1 protein-coding gene is annotated in these 1,703 nt (G+C 42.5%); it reads left to right on the top strand.

Going from position 1 to position 1,703, the window contains the following annotated elements:
• Positions 1–1,703: condensation domain-containing protein (locus tag C8N46_RS20020; RefSeq protein WP_146169917.1), on the top strand; the 1,703-nt coding region annotated here is incomplete at both ends.

The raw sequence follows: 1,703 nt of genomic DNA on the forward strand, positions 1-1,703 counted from the left end.
AAACTCTACCGCACGGGCGATGTAGCTCGTTGGGATGCAAATGGAAACATAGAATACCTAGGCAGAGAAGACAGTCAGATCAAACTCCGCGGTTATCGTATAGAACTAGGAGAAATTACACGTGTGGTGGAGAACTACGATGGCATCTCACAGGCAGTGGTTATTAAAACCACCATTGGTCAAGGAGAGCACTTGGTGTGTTATTACATCGAATCGGAAGATATTGAACTAGACACGCAGGCATTACAAAGTTACTTAGGAGAACAATTGCCAAGTTATATGGTACCGAGCCATTACCAAACGCTCTTAGAATTTCCACTGACAAGCAATGGTAAATTGGATAAAAAACAACTACCAGCCATTCATATCACACATCAAGAAGGACAGCAAGAGGCACAGACCAAGGATGAAAAGGCAATGGTTGCTATCTGGGAAGGTTTATTAGGAATACGTCCTATCGGTATAGAAACGAGTTTCTTTGAATTGGGAGGTGACTCGATCAAGGCAATTCAACTGATGAGTCGCAGCAAACAACAAGGCTATCACTTTAAAGTAAAAGACGTTTTCAAACATCCAACTGTCAAAGGCTTGCTATCGGTATGTGGCGCATCAGAGACGGTTTTAGTAGAAACAGGACTGTTAGAAGGTAACTTTGAGTTACTACCGATTCAACATCGATTTATAGAAGCCAATCACCTAGCGCCGCATCACTACAATCAATCGGTACTACTGAGCATTCCAAAAGATTTATCAAGTGAAACTCTTCAAAGCAGCCTCTCCAAACTGATAGACCATCACGATATCCTACGCAGTAGCTACAAAGACGGACAAGGTTTCTATCAGCCAGAAATGGATAACTACTATAAGGAAGAAATCGCAGCTGATGAAAAGGCACTAACAGCGCTATGTCAAGGTTATCAAGAAAGCTTTGATTTAAGTGCTGGACCGCTCATTTATTTTGTAAAAATCGCCTATCCACAAGATACCAAGAAAGACCGCCTGTTTATTGTAGCGCATCACTTGGTGATTGACGGTGTTTCATGGCGTATTGTTTTGGAAGATTTGGAACAACTACTATCGAATCAAAATTACCAGCTACCAGCAAAGCAGAGTTCGCTTCGCCAATGGTCAAACGGTTTATCAGCCTATGCAGCATCTTTATCAGAAAGCCAGCAACACTACTGGCAAGAAATCAGTAAAGAGTACAGTGTTTTTAAAGACCCGAAGACACTCTCGGGTACCTTAGAGACACAGAGTACCAGTCTTACAGGAGAACTCACCAAAAGTCTATCTCAAGAGATTCATGGGATATATGGCACAGAATTACAAGATGTGCTTCTTGGTTGTCTCTCAAAAGTATTAGGAAATCAGTATGATAGCTCAAAGGTATATATCGATGTGGAAGGTCACGGCCGTGAGGAAGTCTTGACAGGATTAGATATCAGTCGCACCATCGGCTGGTTTACCAGTCTCTATCCATTAAAATTAGAAGTGGCAACAGAGTTGGGAGTTCAACTTCGAGACACCAAAGACATGCTACGCGAAGTACCTGATGGTGGACTTGGCTACGGAGCTTTACGCTATTTAAGTGAGACTCCAGAAGCCTATACCTATAGCAAGGGCGGAATTCTGTTTAACTACTTAGGCGACTTTGATGGTACAGTATCAGAAGAAGGTTTGGTAGGCTTTGCAGGCGAATCCAC

This window comes from Kordia periserrulae, from assembly GCF_003054265.1.
Taxonomy (GTDB): Bacteria; Bacteroidota; Bacteroidia; order Flavobacteriales; family Flavobacteriaceae; genus Kordia; species Kordia periserrulae.